Annotated in this window: 13 protein-coding genes; 11 read left to right on the top strand and 2 right to left on the bottom strand. The window is 71.6% G+C overall.

The genetic code is table 11. The features are described from left to right. Window positions 1-243: 243 nt before the first annotated feature. From ftsZ to ACZ501_RS01365, 6 genes are all read left to right on the top strand, one after another. Complete coding sequence (gene ftsZ, locus ACZ501_RS01390) at window positions 244-1,446, top strand: cell division protein FtsZ (protein WP_361604907.1); 1,203 nt, start codon at window positions 244-246, stop codon at window positions 1,444-1,446. After that, window positions 1,443-2,174, top strand: coding sequence for a peptidoglycan editing factor PgeF (pgeF, locus tag ACZ501_RS01385; RefSeq protein WP_361604910.1), 732 nt, complete (start codon window positions 1,443-1,445; stop codon window positions 2,172-2,174). Before ftsZ ends, pgeF begins: the two co-directional genes overlap by 4 nt. Before the next feature lie 3 nt (window positions 2,175-2,177). Then, entirely contained in the window at window positions 2,178-2,897 is a 720-nt protein-coding gene (locus ACZ501_RS01380) for a YggS family pyridoxal phosphate-dependent enzyme (protein ID WP_468791638.1), read from the top strand. A gap of 169 nt (window positions 2,898-3,066) precedes the next feature. Then, window positions 3,067-3,684, top strand: coding sequence for a cell division protein SepF (locus ACZ501_RS01375; RefSeq protein ID WP_361604916.1), 618 nt, complete (start codon window positions 3,067-3,069; stop codon window positions 3,682-3,684). 60 nt (window positions 3,685-3,744) lie between these two features. Further along, a complete protein-coding gene (locus ACZ501_RS01370; RefSeq protein WP_007263603.1) occupies window positions 3,745-4,041 on the top strand; it encodes a YggT family protein in 297 nt (98 codons plus the stop codon). A gap of 82 nt (window positions 4,042-4,123) precedes the next feature. After that, window positions 4,124-5,347, top strand: coding sequence for a DivIVA domain-containing protein (locus ACZ501_RS01365; RefSeq protein WP_362464467.1), 1,224 nt, complete (start codon window positions 4,124-4,126; stop codon window positions 5,345-5,347). Window positions 5,348-5,644: 297 nt separating this feature from the next. Here the strand turns inward: ACZ501_RS01365 and ileS are convergent, their stop codons facing one another. Further along, complete coding sequence (gene ileS, locus ACZ501_RS01360) at window positions 5,645-8,791, bottom strand: isoleucine--tRNA ligase (protein ID WP_468791635.1); 3,147 nt, start codon at window positions 8,789-8,791, stop codon at window positions 5,645-5,647. A 773-nt stretch (window positions 8,792-9,564) separates the two neighbouring features. Between ileS and ACZ501_RS01355 the strand changes: the two genes are divergently transcribed. The 5 genes from ACZ501_RS01355 to ACZ501_RS01335 all read left to right on the top strand — a co-directional run bounded on the left by ACZ501_RS01355 (window position 9,565) and on the right by ACZ501_RS01335 (window position 14,807). After that, window positions 9,565-10,863, top strand: coding sequence for a TraR/DksA family transcriptional regulator (locus ACZ501_RS01355; RefSeq protein ID WP_468791632.1), 1,299 nt, complete (start codon window positions 9,565-9,567; stop codon window positions 10,861-10,863). Between the two features lie 86 nt (window positions 10,864-10,949). Then, entirely contained in the window at window positions 10,950-11,516 is a 567-nt protein-coding gene (lspA, locus tag ACZ501_RS01350) for a signal peptidase II (RefSeq protein ID WP_362463524.1), read from the top strand. A gap of 52 nt (window positions 11,517-11,568) precedes the next feature. Continuing rightward, window positions 11,569-12,510: an RluA family pseudouridine synthase gene (locus ACZ501_RS01345; protein ID WP_362463527.1), complete on the top strand. Its 942-nt coding sequence runs from the start codon at window positions 11,569-11,571 to the stop codon at window positions 12,508-12,510. Next, entirely contained in the window at window positions 12,507-12,986 is a 480-nt protein-coding gene (locus ACZ501_RS01340; protein WP_468791629.1) for a GNAT family N-acetyltransferase, read from the top strand. Before ACZ501_RS01345 ends, ACZ501_RS01340 begins: the two co-directional genes overlap by 4 nt. A 228-nt stretch (window positions 12,987-13,214) precedes the next feature. Further along, window positions 13,215-14,807: a Na+/H+ antiporter gene (locus ACZ501_RS01335; protein ID WP_468791626.1), complete on the top strand. Its 1,593-nt coding sequence runs from the start codon at window positions 13,215-13,217 to the stop codon at window positions 14,805-14,807. Here the strand turns inward: ACZ501_RS01335 and ACZ501_RS01330 are convergent. Further along, window positions 14,804-15,847: a mechanosensitive ion channel family protein gene (locus ACZ501_RS01330; RefSeq protein ID WP_468792644.1), complete on the bottom strand. Its 1,044-nt coding sequence runs from the start codon at window positions 15,845-15,847 to the stop codon at window positions 14,804-14,806. The two genes, ACZ501_RS01335 and ACZ501_RS01330, sit on opposite strands and share 4 nt — an antisense overlap. Window positions 15,848-15,871: the final 24 nt, after the last annotated feature.

The raw sequence follows: 15,871 nt of genomic DNA, 5'->3' as shown, positions 1-15,871 counted from the left end.
GATACGGGTGATCACATAGGGTGAAAAGAAAAACGGGAGGTTCGGCGTGTTCGTTGAACACGCGCTACTTGTCGACTTAGTGTCCTGTTCGGAAGAGTCCAGAGAACAGGTACACCCCTAACCCTAAACTTAAGGGTGAGGGTTCGGGTCGGCGCGTACGGACCGTCCCACATTTCGGCATCAGTCGTCGCTACGCAGGCCCGCGAGGCGGCGACACGTAACTCGAGGCGAGAGGCCTTCGACGTGGCAGCACCGCAGAACTACCTCGCAGTCATCAAGGTCATCGGTGTCGGCGGCGGTGGTGTCAATGCCATCAACCGAATGATCGAGGTCGGTCTCAAGGGCGTCGAGTTCATCGCCATCAACACCGACGCCCAGGCGCTGTTGATGAGCGACGCCGACGTCAAGCTCGACGTCGGCCGTGAACTCACCCGGGGCCTCGGCGCCGGAGCCAACCCGGCCGTCGGCCGCAAGGCGGCAGAGGACCACCGCGAGGAGATCGAGGAGGTCCTCAAGGGGGCCGACATGGTCTTCGTCACCGCCGGCGAGGGCGGCGGCACCGGTACCGGCGGCGCCCCCGTCGTCGCCAACATCGCGCGCTCGCTCGGCGCCCTGACGATCGGTGTGGTCACCCGCCCGTTCACCTTCGAGGGCCGGCGCCGCGCGAACCAGGCGGAGGACGGCATCGCCGAGCTCCGCGAAGAGGTCGACACCCTCATCGTCATCCCCAACGACCGGCTGCTGTCCATCTCGGACCGCCAGGTCAGCGTGCTCGACGCCTTCAAGTCGGCCGACCAGGTCCTGCTCTCCGGCGTCCAGGGCATCACCGACCTCATCACCACCCCGGGCCTGATCAACCTCGACTTCGCCGACGTCAAGTCCGTGATGTCCGAGGCCGGCTCGGCCCTCATGGGCATCGGCTCGGCCCGCGGCGACGACCGCGCCGTGGCCGCCGCCGAGATGGCCATCTCCTCCCCGCTGCTCGAGGCGTCCATCGACGGGGCCCGCGGCGTGCTGCTCTCCATCTCCGGCGGCTCGGACCTCGGCCTCTTCGAGATCAACGAAGCCGCGCAGCTGGTCAGCGAGGCCGCGCACCCCGAGGCGAACATCATCTTCGGTGCCGTCATCGACGACGCCCTCGGCGACGAGGTGCGCGTCACCGTCATCGCGGCCGGCTTCGACGGCGGACAGCCCCCGGCCCGCCGCGACAACGTCATCGGCGCCGCGTCCACCAAGCGCGAGGAGCCGGCCCCCGCGCCGGTCCGCGCCCCCGAGCCGGTCCGCCCGGCCTTCGGCGGACTCGGCACGGTCACCCCCCGCGAGGACCCGCCGGCGCCGGTGGAGATCCCGGTCGAGGCCCCGGCCCCCGCGCCGCAGGTCCCGACGGCCCGGCCGTACCAGGACAGCCCGGCCGAAGAGCTGGACGTACCGGACTTCTTGAAGTGACCCTGGGGCAGCACAGCGAGAACGGCGCCCACTTCGCCTTCACCGACCGGTGGGGCGGGGTGAGCGCCGTTCCGTACGAGGAGCTCAATCTCGGCGGCGCGGTCGGAGACGACCCGGCCGCCGTTCGCGCGAACCGGGCGATCGCGGCCAAGGACCTGGGCGTCGACCCGGACCTGGTGGTCTGGATGAACCAGGTGCACGGGCGGGACGTCGCGGTGGTGGACGGCCCCTGGGGGGCGGGGGAGCAGGTCCCCGCGGTGGACGCGGTGGTGACCGCCCGTCGGGGGCTCGCCCTCGCGGTGCTCACCGCCGACTGCACGCCCGTCCTGCTGGCCGACCCCGTCGCCGGGGTCGCCGGCGCCGCCCACGCCGGGCGGCCCGGGCTGGTCGCCGGGGTGGTGCCCGCCGCCGTCGAGGCGATGGTCGCCCTCGGCGCCGACCCCGCGCGGATGGTCGCCCGTACCGGACCGGCCGTCTGCGGCCGCTGCTACGAGGTGCCGGCCGGGATGCGGGAGGCGGTCGCCCAGGTGGTGCCGGCCGCGTGGGCCGAGACCAGCTGGGGGACACCGGCCGTGGACGTGGTCGCCGGGGTGCACGCGCAGCTGGCCGAGGCGGGGGTGGTGCACGCGCACCGCTCCCCGGTCTGCACACTGGAGTCGCGGGACCACTTCTCGTACCGCCGCGACCGGGTGACCGGGCGCCTCGCCGGATATGTCTGGTTGGACTGAGGAATGACGGATCGTAAGACGGAGCTCGCCGAGAACCTCGCGCGGGTCGAGGAGCGCATCGCGTCCGCCTGCGCGGCGGCCGGGCGCGAGCGGGAGGAGGTGACCCTCATCGTGGTCACCAAGACCTACCCGGCGAGCGACGTACGACTGCTGGCGGACCTGGGTGTCCGTCATGTTGCGGAAAATCGTGACCAGGACGCCGCCCCCAAGGCCGCCGCCTGCACGGATCTGCCGCTGAGCTGGCACTTCGTGGGCCAGTTGCAGACGAACAAAGTCCGTTCCGTTGCGGGATACGCGCACGTGGTGCAGTCGGTCGACCGGCCGAAACTCGTCACGGCGCTGTCGGCGGCCGCCGAGGGCCAGGGCCGGGAGCTCGGCTGCCTCGTGCAGATCGCGCTCGACGCCGAATCGGGGGAGCGCGGCGCCCGGGGTGGCGCCGCCCCCGAGCAGCTCGCCGAGTTGGCGGACCTCGTGGCCGGCGCGCCGGGACTGCGGATCGACGGCCTCATGACCGTCGCCCCGCTTTCGGGCCCCTACGCCGGACGCGAACGGGCGGCGTTCGAGCGGATGATGGAATTGTCATCCGGCCTGCGCGCGGCCCATCCGGCTGCCACGATGGTCTCGGCCGGAATGAGCGCCGACCTGGAACAGGCCGTGCTGGCGGGTGCGACACATGTACGCGTCGGCACTGCGGTACTCGGCGCGAGACCCCGGCTCGGGTAACGTCGCGAAGAAAGTCGGACCACAGCAGAAAATATGGTCATTCCCGCAGATGAGCGGACAGACCACGTGGATCGCGGGCAGTTGGTGACTTTGGTGACACAGCTACTTTGCTGACGGACACTCGACACCTGCGACAGGGCGATCCACCACAGAGCGGAGGACTCGGAGAATGGCCGGCGCGATGCGCAAGATGGCGGTCTACCTCGGCCTCGTGGAGGACGACCGGTACGACAACCCGGGGTACGACCCCGATGACGAGTTCGAGCCCGAACCGGAACCGGAACGGGCGCGAGACCGGGATCGTAGGCAGCAGCCGGTGCACCAAACGCCCGTAACGGACGAACCGGTACGAGTCGCACAGCCGCCTGCTCCGCGCGAACCCCTCCCAATTCCGTCAGAAAACGGACGTCCCGCGCGAATTGCCCCCGTGGCATCCATCACACCTGACCGCACCAACCTGGAGAAGAACGCCCCCGTGATCATGCCCAAGGTCGTCTCCGAGCGGGAGCCGTACCGCATCACGACGCTGCACCCCCGGACCTACAACGAGGCCCGTACCATCGGGGAACACTTCCGTGAGGGCACCCCGGTGATCATGAATCTCACGGAGATGGACGACACGGACGCGAAGCGTCTCGTGGACTTCGCCGCCGGTCTTGTCTTCGGTCTGCACGGCAGTATTGAACGCGTGACACAGAAGGTGTTCCTGCTGTCTCCTGCTAACGTCGATGTCACGGCGGAGGACAAGGCCCGCATCGCGGAGGGCGGGTTCTTCAACCAAAGCTAGACCGATCCGTCAGAAACGGGACCGGGGACAGAGCGGAAGCAGGGGAGAGGGAAGCACGGGATGGGCGTCGCACTGCAGGTGGTCTACATCGCGCTGATGTGCTTCCTCATCGTGCTGATCTTCCGACTGGTCATGGACTACGTGTTCCAGTTCGCACGTTCATGGGCACCCGGCAAGGCGATGGTGGTCGTTCTGGAGGCCACCTACACTGTCACCGATCCACCGCTCAAGCTTCTTCGGCGCTTCATCCCGCCGTTGCGTCTCGGGGGCGTGGCACTCGACCTGTCCTTCTTCGTTCTGATGATCATCGTTTACATCCTCATCAGTTTCGTGAGCACCGCTGCGAGAAGCGTGTGAACGATGAGCTCCCCCGCAGGCGCGGGGACAGTCCCGATACGGTCCTGCCGACTGCCGACGACTACGTAGAGGTGAAGAAGACATGCCGCTGACTCCCGAGGACGTGCGGAACAAGCAGTTCACGACCGTCCGCCTGCGAGAAGGCTATGACGAGGACGAGGTCGACGCCTTCCTCGACGAGGTCGAGTCCGAGCTGACCCGTCTGCTGCGCGAGAACGAGGACCTGCGCGCCAAGCTGGCCGCTGCCACGCGCGCCGCCGCGCAGAACCAGCAGCAGCAGCAGAACATGCGCAAGCCGGAGCCCCAGGACCAGCGCGGCCCGGGCGCCCCCGTGCCGGCGGCCATATCCGGCCCGCCGCAGCAGCAGCAGCCGCAGATGGGCCCGCCGCAGCTCCCGGGCGGTCAGCCGCAGCTGCCGGCCGGTCCCGGCGGACACGGACCGCAGGGTCCCGGCCCGATGGGCGGCCCCATGCAGCAGCAGTCCATGGGTGGCCAGCACCCGATGGCGCCGCAGCAGCAGATGGGCCAGCAGCAGATGCAGCAGCAGATGCAGCAGCAGTCCATGGGCGGCCAGAACCAGCTCGGCCAGCCGATGGGCCAGCAGATGCAGCCCATGGGGCAGCAGATGCAGCCGATGGGCCAGCAGATGCAGCAGATGGGCCAGCCGCAGCTCCCGCAGCAGGGCCCCGGTGGCGACAGCGCCGCCCGCGTCCTGTCGCTCGCGCAGCAGACCGCCGACCAGGCGATCGCGGAGGCCCGCTCCGAGGCCAACAAGATCGTCGGCGAGGCGCGCAGCCGCGCCGAGGGCCTGGAGCGGGACGCCCGCGCCAAGGCCGACGCGCTGGAGCGGGACGCGCAGGAGAAGCACCGCGTCGCGATGGGCTCCCTGGAGTCCGCCCGCGCCACGCTGGAGCGCAAGGTCGAGGACCTGCGGGGCTTCGAGCGCGAGTACCGTACGCGTCTGAAGTCCTACCTCGAGTCGCAGCTGCGCCAGCTGGAGACCCAGGCCGACGACTCCCTCGCGCCGCCGCGCACCCCGGCCGGCCCGGCCCTGCCGCCGTCGCCGTCCCCGTCGATGGCTCCGGCCGGTGCGATGGGGCACTCCATGGGCGGTGGCCCGTCGATGGGCGGCCCGTCCCCGATGGGCGGTCCCTCCCCGATGTCCGGCGGCCCGTCCTACGGCGGCCAGCAGCAGATGTCCCCGGCGATGACGCAGCCGATGGCTCCGGTGCGGCCGGCTGCGCCGCAGCCGATGCAGGCGCCGTCTCCCATGCGGGGCTTCCTGATCGACGAGGACGACAACTGACGTAGCCGTCGGCAGTCATAACGGGCCGGGCCCGGTTCCCCTGAGGGGGCACCGGGCCCGGCCCGTTTCTGCGCCCGACGCCGGGCGCTGCGGGTGGTGGCCGCTGCGCGGGGCCGGCCCCTCCCCGCCCTTCGCCCGTTCCGTGGGGCTCCGCCCCGGACCCCGCGCCTCAAACGCCGGCGGGGCTGGAAGATCCGGCCCCGCCGGTGTTCGAGGCGCGGGAAGGGGCCTGCAGACGGCAGTGGCCCGGCCCCCCCCCGGAGGGGAAGGGCCGGGCCACCGGTCGGGACGGGACGGTTACGCCTTGCGGAGGCGGAACGTCAGGGACAGGGACTCGTCCGTGAAGGGGTCGCCGTACGCCGCGTCGGCCTCGCCGGCCGCGAAGTCCGTCGCCAGGACCTCGTCCGCGATCAGGGCCGCGTGGTCCGTCAGGGCCGTCTCGACCTCCGGGGACGTGGAGGACCAGCGCAGGGCGATGCGGTCCGCGACGTCGAGGCCGGAGTTCTTCCGGGCCTCCTGGATCAGGCGGATCGCGTCACGCGCGAGGCCCGCCAGCCGCAGCTCCGGGGTGATCTCCAGGTCCAGGGCGACCGTCGCACCGGAGTCCGAGGCCACCGACCAGCCCTCGCGCGGGGTCTCCGTGATGATGACCTCCTCCGGGGTGAGGGCGACCGTCTCGCCGTTCACCTCCACGGCGGCCTCGCCCGAGCGCAGCGCCAGCGACAGCGCCGCCGCGTCGGCCGCGGCCACGGCCTTCGCGACGTCCTGCACGCCCTTGCCGAAGCGCTTGCCCAGCGCCCGGAAGTTGGCCTTGGCCGTGGTGTCCACCAGCGACCCGCCGACCTCGGACAGGGATGCCAGGGAGGAGACGTTCAGCTCCTCCGTGATCTGCGCCTGGAGCTCGGCGGACAGGGCGTCGAAGCCCACGGCACCGACCAGGGCCCGGGAGAGCGGCTGGCGGGTCTTCACACCCGACTCGGCACGCGTGGCGCGGCCCAGCTCCACGAGGCGGCGGACCAGCAGCATCTGCTGCGAGAGGGTCGCGTCGATCGCCGAGGTGTCGGCCACCGGCCAGGTGGAGAGGTGCACCGACTCCGGCGCGTCCGGGGTGACCGGGACGATCATGTCCTGCCAGACCCGCTCCGTGATGAAGGGGGTCAGGGGGGCCATGAGACGGGTGACCGTCTCCACCACGTCGTGCAGCGTGCGCAGGGCCGCCTTGTCGCCCTGCCAGAACCGGCGGCGCGAGCGGCGCACGTACCAGTTCGACAGGTCGTCCACGAACGCGGACAGCAGCTTGCCGGCGCGCTGGGTGTCGTACGACTCCATCGCCCCGGTGACCTCGGCCACCAGGGTGTGCAGCTCGGACAGCAGCCAGCGGTCCAGCACCGTGCGGTCCGCCGGCGCCGGGTCGGCCGCGGACGGGGCCCACTGCGACGTGCGTGCGTACAGGGCCTGGAAGGCGACCGTGTTCCAGTACGTGAGGAGCGTCTTGCGGACGACCTCCTGGATCGTGCCGTGGCCGACGCGCCGCGCCGCCCACGGGGAACCGCCCGCCGCCATGAACCAGCGGACGGCGTCGGCGCCGTGCTGGTCCATGAGCGGGATCGGCTGGAGGATGTTGCCCAGGTGCTTGGACATCTTGCGGCCGTCCTCGGCGAGGATGTGGCCGAGGCAGACCACGTTCTCGTACGAGGACTTGTCGAAGACGAGCGTGCCGACCGCCATGAGGGTGTAGAACCACCCGCGCGTCTGGTCGATGGCCTCCGAGATGAACTGCGCCGGGTAGCGCTTCTCGAAGATCTCCTTGTTCTTGTACGGGTAGCCCCACTGCGCGAACGGCATCGAGCCCGAGTCGTACCAGGCGTCGATCACCTCGGGCACGCGGACCGCTTCGAGGGAGCAGCCCTCGGCGGTGCAGGTGAAGGTCACGTCGTCGATGTACGGGCGGTGCGGGTCCAGGGCGGAGTGGTCCTGCCCGGACAGCTCGCTCAGCTCGGCGCGGGAGCCGACGCAGGTGAGGTGGTTCTCCTCGCAGCGCCAGATCGGCAGCGGGGTGCCCCAGTAGCGGTTGCGGGAGAGCGCCCAGTCGATGTTGTTGTTCAGCCAGTCGCCGAAGCGGCCCTGCTTGACCGACTCCGGGAACCAGTTGGTCTTCTCGTTCTCCCGCAGCATCGCGTCCTTGACGGCGGTGGTGCGGACGTACCAGGAGGGCTGCGCGTAGTAGAGCAGGGCGGTGTGGCAGCGCCAGCAGTGCGGGTAGCTGTGCTCGTAGGCGATGTGCTTGAAGAGCAGGCCGCGCGCGTCGAGGTCGGCGGTCAGGCGCTCGTCGGCCTTCTTGAAGAACACGCCGCCGACCAGCGGGACGTCCTCCTCGAAGGTGCCGTCGGCGCGGACCGGGTTCACGACCGGCATGCCGTACGAGCGGCAGACCGCGAGGTCGTCGGCGCCGAAGGCGGGGGCCTGGTGGACGAGGCCGGTGCCGTCCTCGGTCGTCACGTACTCGGCGTTGACGACGTAGTGGGCCGGCTCCGGGAACTCCACGAGGGCGAACGGGCGCTCGTACGTCCAGCGCTCCATGTCCTTGCCGGTGAAGGTCTGGCCGGTGGCCTCCCAGCCCTCGCCGAGCGCCTTCTCCAGCAGCGGCTGGGCGACGACCAGCTTCTCCTCGCCGTTGGTGGCGACCACGTACGTGACGTCCGGGTGCGCGGCGACCGCCGTGTTGGAGACCAGGGTCCAGGGGGTGGTGGTCCACACGACCAGCGCCGCCTCGCCGGCGAGCGGGCCGGAGGTCAGCGGGAAGCGGACGTAGACGGAGGGGTCGACGACCGTTTCGTAGCCCTGCGCCAGCTCGTGGTCCGAGAGGCCGGTGCCGCAGCGCGGGCACCAGGGGGCCACCCGGTGGTCCTGGGTGAGCAGGCCCTTGTTGAAGATCTCCTTCAGCGACCACCACACGGACTCGACGTACTCGGGGTCCATGGTCCGGTACGCGTCGTCCAGGTCGACCCAGTAGCCCATGCGGGTCGTGAGCTCGGCGAACGCGTCGGTGTGGCGGGTCACGGACTCGCGGCACTTGGCGTTGAACTCGGCGATGCCGTACGCCTCGATGTCCTGCTTGCCGCTGAAGCCGAGCTCCTTCTCGACGGCCAGCTCGACGGGCAGGCCGTGGCAGTCCCAGCCGGCCTTGCGGGCCACGTGGTAGCCGCGCATGGTGCGGAAGCGGGGGAAGACGTCCTTGAAGACGCGGGCCTCGATGTGGTGCGCGCCGGGCATGCCGTTCGCGGTGGGCGGGCCCTCGTAGAAGACCCACTCGGGGCGGCCCTCGGACTGTTCGAGCGTCTTGGCGAAGGTCTTGCTCTCGCGCCAGAAGTCGAGGACGGCGTGCTCGAGGGCGGGCAGGTCGACCTGGGCGGGTACCGGGCGGTACTGCGGCGGTGTGGTCATGAGGCTGAACTCTTCCTCCGGCGGTGTGTCACTTCCGTCCGGAGGGACGAGAGCCGTCTGCTGCTCCCGCGGTACCACCCTCCTTGGCCTCCGGACGGGTCCGGCGGCCCCCTCATTGGGGTGCGAAGCCGGTTCTACTCGCCGTACGGGGGTCCGTGCGGGCTTTCTTCCGGCGGCTCCGGGGTGATCCTTCACGTCGCGCTCGCCCCCGGGCTCTCACCGTCCCCGGGTCGCTCCTGGCTGCGTCCGACGCTACTCGTCCCCATCCATGCCTTTCGCTGCGCCCAGTGTACGGGCCGGGGGGCGGGTCGGCAGACCGGTTTTGCGGGGGTCGGGGGCGCGGCGCGGGGCGGGTGCCGGGATGACCCGGATGGGCTGACGGGCCGGTCCGGGCTCCACCGGGGCCGGTGCGGCGGATTACGGGGCCTCCCGCTGGGCACAACGGATGCAGGTTGACCTTGAGGGACGCGTGCCCCGTTGCCGTGGGGTCGGAGGCGATTTATCGTTCCGGCACGATCTGCGAACAAGATCACGGTATGTGAAAAGGGGCCGCGGGCATGGTGGCGAAGAAGACGGCGACACGGGAGGTGGCTGCTGTGCCAGGCTCCACGCCGTCGCCTCCGGCGGCCGCTCCGGCCCGTCCCGGCCGTACGAAACCGGCCCCGGCCCGAACGGCCCCGACGAAGAAGGCTCCGTCCCGCACGACCGCTGCCGATCGGGCTGCGGCCGCCAAGGCCCCGGCCAAGCGGGCGTCTCCGGCCAAGGCCGAGGCCGTGAAGGCCACGACCAGACGGGTTCCGGCCGAGGAGGTCGCGGGGAAGAAGGCTTCTGCCGCGAAAGCGGCGGGCAAGGAGCCCGCGGAGAAGAAGGCCTCCGGCACGAAGGCCGCTGCCAAGGCTCCGGCCAAGGGGGCCGGGGTGAGTGCAGCCGGCGGCAAGGAGGCTCCGGCCAAGCGGGCCTCGGCCAAGAAGCCTGCGGCCGAACGGGCTCCGGCCCGGGAAGCGGCGGCGAAGAAGGCCCCGGCCAAACGGGCTGTTGCCAAGGCTCCGGCCAAGGGGGCCGGGGTGAGTGCAGCCGGCGGCAAGGAGGCTCCGGCCAAGCGGGCCTCGGCCAAGAAGGCTGCGGCCGAACGGGCTCCGGCCCCGGAGGCGGCGGCGAAGAAGGCCCCGGCCAAGAAGGTCGTGGCCGAGAAGAAGCAAGCGCCGCCTGCCAAGGAGGCTGTGGTCAAAAAGGTCGCCGCCAAGAAGGCTTCGACCAAGACGGCTCCGGTCGACAAGGCTTCGGCCGAGTCGGCCTTGGCCGACAAGGCCGGCGCGAAGCCGGCCCGGGCCGACAAGGCCCTGACCAAGCCGGCGAAGGCCAAGCGGGCCACCGCCGTGCCGGCGAAGGCCAAACAGGCCACCGCCGAGGCGGCGCCGGACAGGCAGGTCACCGGCAAGGCGGCGCCGGCCGAGACGGCTTCGGCCGGGATCGGTGCGGCCCGTACGGCGGTAGCCGAGCGCACGAGCAAGGCCGCGGCCAAATCGGCCGGGTCCGAGGGGGCGGCCCCGGCCGCGCGGAAGACGGGAGCTCGGAAAGTGGTAGCCAAGAAGACTGCGGGTACGGCCAGGAAGACGGCCGGGACCGCCACCAGCGGGCTCCCCAAGGTGAAGGCCGCCCCGGCCGCGGCCGCTCCCGGCGAGCTCGCCGTACGGGCGGGCGAGGACCCCTGGACCCCCGAGGAGGTCGGTGAGGCGCGCGCGGAGCTGGAGACCGAGGTGCTGCGGCTGCGCGCCGAGCTGGACGCCTCCGAGGTGGCCATCTCCGGCCTGATGCGCGACTCCGGCGACGGCGCCGGCGACGACCAGGCCGACACCGGGACCAAGAACATCACCCGGGAGTCGGAGCTGGCGCTCGCCGCCAACGCCACCTCGATGCTGGAGCAGACCGAGCGGGCCCTGGAGCGGCTGGAGGCGGGCACCTACGGACTGTGCGAGAACTGCGGCCGGCCCATCGGAAAGGCGCGCATGCAGGCCTTCCCGCGGGCGACGCTGTGCGTGGACTGCAAGCAGAAGCAGGAGCGAAGGCACTAGGCAGGACCTACGCGCACTGACGTACTCTCGTGTCTCGTCGGGATCCAGTTACCCGTACCTGGTTCGAGCTAGTTCGAGGGACTCACGTGGCAGAGGCGGAGCGCACCATCGGTATGCCGGAAGTCGGGGACGACGCCGAGCCGCAGTCGGAGCCCGCCGCGCCCCGGGGGCGCCGGCGGATCGCGGCGCTGCTGGTCGTGGCGGTGCTCGCGTACCTGCTCGACCTCGGCAGCAAGATGCTGGTCGTGGCCAAACTGGAACACCAGCCGCCGATCGAGATCATCGGTGACCTGCTGAAGTTCTCCGCCATCCGCAACCCCGGCGCCGCGTTCGGCTTCGGCGAGGCGTTCACGATCATCTTCACCGGCATCGCGGCGACCGTGATCGTGGTGATCGTCCGGCTGGCCCGCAAGCTGTACAGCCTGCCGTGGGCGATCGCCCTCGGCCTGCTGCTGGGCGGTGCGCTGGGCAACCTCACCGACCGGATCTTCCGCTCGCCGGGCGTGTTCCGCGGTGCGGTCGTCGACTTCATCGCGCCGGCCCACTTCGCGGTCTTCAACCTCGCGGACTCGGCGATCGTGTGCGGCGGGATCCTGATCGTCCTGCTGTCGTTCAAGGGGCTGGACCCGGACGGCACCGTCCACAAGGACTGATCGCGGAGCTCGCGCGGGAAAGCTCCGCTGCCGAGTCCTGCATACTCGACAGGTGAGTACGATTCCCGAGATCCGCACCCTGCCCGTTCCCGATGGCCTCGAAGGCGAGCGTGTCGACGCCGCGATCGCCCGTATGTTCGGTTTTTCCCGGACGAAGGCGGCCGAGCTGGCGGCGGAGGGGAAGGTCTCGGTCGACGGCAGTGTCGTCGGCAAGTCCGAGCGCGTCCACGGCGGCGCCTGGCTCGAGGTGGAGATGCCCGCCCCGCCGCGGCCCGTCGAGCTCGTGGCCGAGCCCGTGCCCGGCATGGAGATCGTCCACGACGACGACGACATCGTGGTCGTCATGAAGCCGGTCGGCGTCGCCGCCCACCCCAGCCCCGGCTGGACCGGCACCACCGTGATCGGCGGCCTCGCCGCCGCCGGCTACCGGATCTCGACCTCCGGCGCCTCCGAGCGCCAGGGCGTCGTGCACCGCCTCGACGTCGGCACCTCCGGCCTGATGGCCGTGGCCAAGTCCGAGCGCGCGTACACCTCCCTGAAGAACCAGTTCCGCGAGCGCGTCGTGGACAAGCGCTACCACGCGCTGGTGCAGGGCCACCCGGACCCGATGAGCGGCACGATCGACGCGCCGATCGGGCGCCACCCGAACGCCGACTACAAGTGGGCGGTGACCCAGGACGGCAAGGCCTCCGTCACCCACTACGACCTCATCGAGGCCTTCCGCGCGGCCTCGCTGCTGGACATCAAGCTGGAGACGGGGCGCACGCACCAGATCCGCGTGCACATGTCCGCGCACCGCCACCCCTGCGTCGGCGACCTGACGTACGGGGCGGACCCGACCGTCGCCAAGCGGCTCGGGCTGACCCGCCAGTGGCTGCACGCGGTGCGGCTCGGCTTCGAGCACCCGGCCGACGGCCAGTGGGTGGAGTTCGAGAGCGGCTACCCGGCGGACCTCCAGCACGCCCTGGACGTGATCCGGGCCGAGAGCCAGTGACCTCGCTCCCGCCCGCTCCGGTATCGGTGAGGGTCGCGAAGTCCGAGGCCGACCGGGCGGCGTGCAACGCTGTGCGGACCGAGGTCTTCGTGGTCGAGCAGTCGGTACCGGAGTCCATCGAGTACGACGCGTACGACGCGGTCGCGGTGCACGTCCTGGCCGCCGGCCCGGACGGCGAGCCGCTGGGCACCGGCCGGCTGCTGCACGGGCCCGAGGCCCTGGGCAAGACGGGCTCCCCGGAGGTCGGCTCCCTGGGCCGGCTGGCCGTACGCAAGTCCGCGCGCGGGCTGGGCGTCGGAGTGGCGCTGGTGCGCGCGATCGAGGCGGAGGCCGGGCGGCTGGGGCTGGCCGCGGTGGACCTCGGGGCGCAGACCCACGCGCTGGGCTTCTACGAGCGGCTGGGGTACGAGGCGTACGGGCCGGAGTTCGAGGACGCCGGCATCCCGCACCGGTCGATGCGGCGCCGGCTGCCGTAGCCGGCACCTCCTCGACCGGGGACCGGTTCGCGCGGGTGCCGGTCGGTGCGCGTTGTCCCACCGCGCGGGAGATCCGGCCTCGGCGGCGCGGTTGAGGCGCGGGGGACGGTTGGGGGCGGAGTTCCGGGGAACGGGCGGGGGCAGGGCGGGGAGTGGCTCCGTCCGGCCGCCGCGCGGCGGCGACCGCGCCTGAGGGCGGAGCACCGGCGGATACGGCAGGGTGGGGGAGTGGATCAGCTCGCTCTGCTCTTCGTACTGCTGCTCGGGGCCGTCGTCACCGTACCGCTCGGGGACCGGCTCGGGCTGCCCGCGCCCGTCCTGATGACCATCGGCGGAGTCGTGCTGGCGCTGGTGCCGGCCGTCCCCAACGTCGACATCCCGCCCGAGTACATCCTCCCGCTGGTGCTGCCGCCGCTGCTGTACGCCTCCGCGCAGCGCACCTCCTGGCGGCAGTTCGCCGCGAACGTCCGGCCGATCCTGCTGCTGGCCGTGGCCCTGGTGTTCGTGACGACCGCCGCCGTGGCCGGCGTCGCCTACGCCGTCGTGCCCGGACTGCCGCTGGCCGCCGCCGTCGCGCTCGGCGCGCTGGTCGCGCCGCCGGACCCGGTCGCCGCCACCGCCGTGGCCGGGGCGCTCGGGCTGCCGCGCCGGATGGTGTCGATCCTGGAGGGCGAGGGCCTGTTCAACGACGTCACCGCCATCGTGCTCTACCACGTGGCGGTGGCCGCCGTCGTGAGCGGCACTTTCTCGTGGCCGGACGCGCTCGGGGAGTTCGTCCTGTCCGCCGTGGTGGCGGTCGCCGTCGGGCTGGCGCTGGGCTGGGCCACGAACCGGCTGATGGGCGGGCTCGGGGACGCCACCCTCAAGATCGGCCTGACGCTGCTCGTGCCGTTCGTCGCGTACGTGGTGGCGGAGGAGTTCCAGGGCTCGGGCGTGCTGGCCGTGCTGACGACGGCCCTGTTCCTCGCCGAGTACGCGGGCGACGCCGACGACGTGCTGGGCCGCCTCGCCGGGCACACGTTCTGGGAGATCGTCGACACGCTCGTCACCGGGGTGGCGTTCGGGCTGATCGGGCTGGAGCTGCACAACGTCTTCGGCGTCGCGAAGGGCCGCGAGAGGGACATGGCCGGCTGGGCGGCCGTGGTGGTCGCGGTGGTGGTCGGCGTACGGCTGCTGTGGCTGCTGCCGGCGGGCTGGCTGGCGAAGAAGCTGCACCGGCGCCGCGACTACCAGGAGGAGATCCCGCTGAGCTGGCGGGAGAGCCTGGTGATGTGGTGGGCCGGGATGCGGGGGGTGGCCTCGGTGGCGCTGGCCCTGGCCCTGCCCCTCCGTACGGATGCCGGCGACGCCTTCCCGGCGCGGGACGAGATCATCTTCATCGCGTTCGCGGTGATCATGGCCACCCTGGTGTGCCAGGGCCTGACCCTGCCGTGGTTGGTGCGGCGGCTGGGGGTGGAGCCGGACACGGACGTGGAGCGGGAGATCGAGCGGCACCTCGCGCTGCGCGCGGCGAAGGCGGCGAAGCAGCGGCTCAAGGAGATCGAGGACGTCGAGGACCTCCCGGATGACCTGGTCGAGACCCTGCACCGGCGTGCGTACGACGTCGGGGCCAGGATCAGCCCCGATCTGGTGGACGAGGAACGGCGGGAGGCCTACGCGAAGCGGGTCGAGCGGATCCGCGACATCCAGCGCATCCAGCGGGAGATGATGTCCGCCGCCCGGCACGAGGTCCTGGCGGCGCGCAGCGAACCGGGCGCCGACCCGGAGATCGTGGACCGCGTCCTGCGCCACCTGGACGTCCGGAGCCTGCGCAGTCCCTAGGGAGCGTCCCGCGGGATGACCTCGGTGGTCGTGACGCGGGGGAAGGCGTACGGGTGCCGGTCGGAGAGCCAGGTGATCAGCTGCTCGCGGACCGCGCAGCGCACGGTCCACAGGTCGTCGGCGTCCTTCGCGGTGACCACCGCGCGGACCACGATGGTGTTCGGGGTGGTGTCCGTGACGGCGAGGGTGCCGGTGCGGCCGTCCCATTCGGGGATGTCCGGGAGGATCTCCGCCAGCCGGTCGCGCATCAGGGCGACCGGCGCCGAGTGGTCCAGGTGCCAGAAGACCGTGCCGGTCATCTGGGCGCCGCCCCGCGACCAGTTCTCGTACGGCTTGCTGGTGAAGTAGGAGACCGGCATCGTGATCCGGCGCTCGTCCCAGGTGCGGACCACCAGGAACGTCAGGGTGATCTCCTCGACCTTCCCCCACTCCTCGTCCACGACCACCGTGTCCCCGATGCGCACGGTGTCCCCGAAGGCGATCTGGAGTCCGGCGAAGAGGTTGCCGAGGGAGGACTGCGCGGCGATGCCCGCGACGATCCCGAGGACCCCGGCGGAGGCCAGCACCGAGGTGCCGACCGTGCGCATCGCCGGGAAGGTCAGCAGCATCGCGGCGGCGGCGACCACCACGGCCAGGGCGGTGAGCACCCGCTGGATCAGGGTGACCTGGGTGCGCACCCGGCGCACCCGCGCCTCGTCGGGCGAGACGGCGGCGTAGCGGGCGTACGTCGCCTCGACGATCGCCGTCGCGATGCCGACGAGCAGCCAGGCGGTCGAGGCGATCTGGACCAGGGTCAGCACGTGGCCCACGGCGTCCGCGTGGGCGGGGAGGACGCCCGCCGGCCGGTACGCGGCCTGGAGCACGGCGGTGCCGAGGACGAGCCGGAAGGGCAGGCCGCAGCGGCGCAGCAGACCCCACAGCGGGGTTTCGGCGTGCCGGGCGTCGGCCTGGCGCAGCAGCAGGTCCAGCAGCCAGCCGGCGACGAGGGTGAGGACCACCGCGGCGCAGACGACGGTGAGGGGACGCAGGACGTTCTCCATCTCCATGCCGGAGACGGTATCCAC

Source organism: Streptomyces sp. NPDC034085, assembly GCF_055575555.1.
The sequence above is the reverse complement of the archived record's forward strand: the minus strand, read 5'-3'. Positions and strand labels throughout refer to the sequence as shown.